This window comes from Mycobacterium sp. E1715, assembly GCF_001667625.1.
In the GTDB taxonomy this organism is placed as follows: domain Bacteria; phylum Actinomycetota; class Actinomycetes; order Mycobacteriales; family Mycobacteriaceae; genus Mycobacterium.
In genome coordinates this window covers 1-1,359 of record NZ_LZJJ01000391.1, presented here as the reverse complement: position 1 = coordinate 1,359, position 1,359 = coordinate 1, and the positions used below count along the sequence as shown (strand labels likewise).

General features: G+C 67.9%; 2 protein-coding genes and 1 pseudogene. All 3 read right to left on the bottom strand.

Going from position 1 to position 1,359, the window contains the following annotated elements:
- A partial coding sequence (locus A9X03_RS30420) for a proteasome accessory factor PafA2 family protein (protein ID WP_231968679.1) occupies positions 1-121 on the bottom strand: 121 nt, incomplete at its 3' end.
- Between the two features lie 179 nt (positions 122-300).
- Complete coding sequence (prcA, locus tag A9X03_RS19240; protein WP_067753797.1) at positions 301-1,074, bottom strand: proteasome subunit alpha; 774 nt, start codon at positions 1,072-1,074, stop codon at positions 301-303.
- A pseudogene (locus A9X03_RS19235) lies at positions 1,071-1,359 on the bottom strand (proteasome subunit beta); the annotation flags it as partial. The pseudogene A9X03_RS19235 and the gene prcA, both read right to left, overlap by 4 nt.

The following is a 1,359-nucleotide window of genomic DNA, read 5'->3' as shown; positions in this document are numbered from 1 at the left end:
CCCACGACACGACGCGCCGGAACAGGTATCGGGCGACCTCGTCCGGCGACAGCCGGCGATGGCCGTGGAACGTGCAGGTGACACCGAACTCGGTCTCGATGCCCATAATTCGTCGCTGCACGTAATCGAGCGTACTGGTTGTCTGACCGGGACGGTGCGGAAGCCGCGCCTACGGATCCGGACGAGTTTCGCGAAGCCCGCCAGGGCACCGCCTGGGGACCGCAACGGGACGTCGACAACTCGGACACCCGCGGGCGCGGTGTTCAGCCCGTAGCGAACACCGCACGCGGCGGGCCCGAGTCAGCCGGCGGCGTCGCCGTTGGATTCCGGCGCTTCGCCGTTGGTTTCCGACTGCCTCGAATCGCCCTCTTGCAGCAGACCTTCCAACGTGGCCCGGTTGATGCGCCGGAACGCCCGGCGTGGCCGGTTGACGTCCAGGATGGCGACCTCCAGGCTGCCCACGTCCGGGGAGGGCTGGTCCCCGCCTGAACCGTCGGTGCTGCCGGCCCGCAGCGCCTTCACGGCGATTTTGGTCGCCTCGCGCAAGTCGGCGTTCTCCGCGTAGGACTCCTTGAGCGCGGTCGTGATCGGCTCGGTGGTGCCGCCCATCACCACGAAGTGCGGCTCGTCGGCGATCGACCCGTCGTAGGTGATGCGATACAGCTCAGGCGGTTTCGTCTCGCCGTAGTGCGCCACCTCGGCGACGCACAATTCCACCTCGTACGGCTTAGCCTGCTCGGTGAAAATGGTGCCCAGGGTCTGCGCGTAGACGTTGGCCAGCTGGCGTCCCGTGACGTCGCGGCGGTCGTAGGCGTAGCCCCGGGTGTCGGCGAACTGGATTCCGCCGCGGCGCAGGTTGTCGAATTCGTTGAACTTGCCGGCGGCCGCGAAGCCGACGCGATCGTAGAGCTCACTGATCTTCTGCAGGGACCGCGACGGGTTCTCCGCCACGAACAGCACACCACCGGCGTAGACCAGCGCCACCACGCTCTTGCCGCGCGCGATGCCTTTGCGCGCGAGCTCGCTGCGCTCGCGCATCGCCTGCTCGGGCGATATGAAATACGGGAAGCTCACTTCTCACCACCGTCGGGGCCGAAAGTGTCTGCGCGTGAGCGGCTTTCGATCACCTCGCGGGCGAGCTCGGCGATCCGGCTCTCGGGCACCTCGGCCGCCCCCTCGGCGCCGATGGTGACCGCCGTCGGGTAGATGCCCCGAACCAAGTCAGGCCCGCCGGTGGCGGAGTCGTCATCGGCGGCGTCGTAGAGCGCCTCGACGGCCACCCGCACCGCCGAATCGGCATCGACGACCCGCGAATACAACTTCTTTATGGAGGACTTGGCGAAGATCGAGCCCGACCCC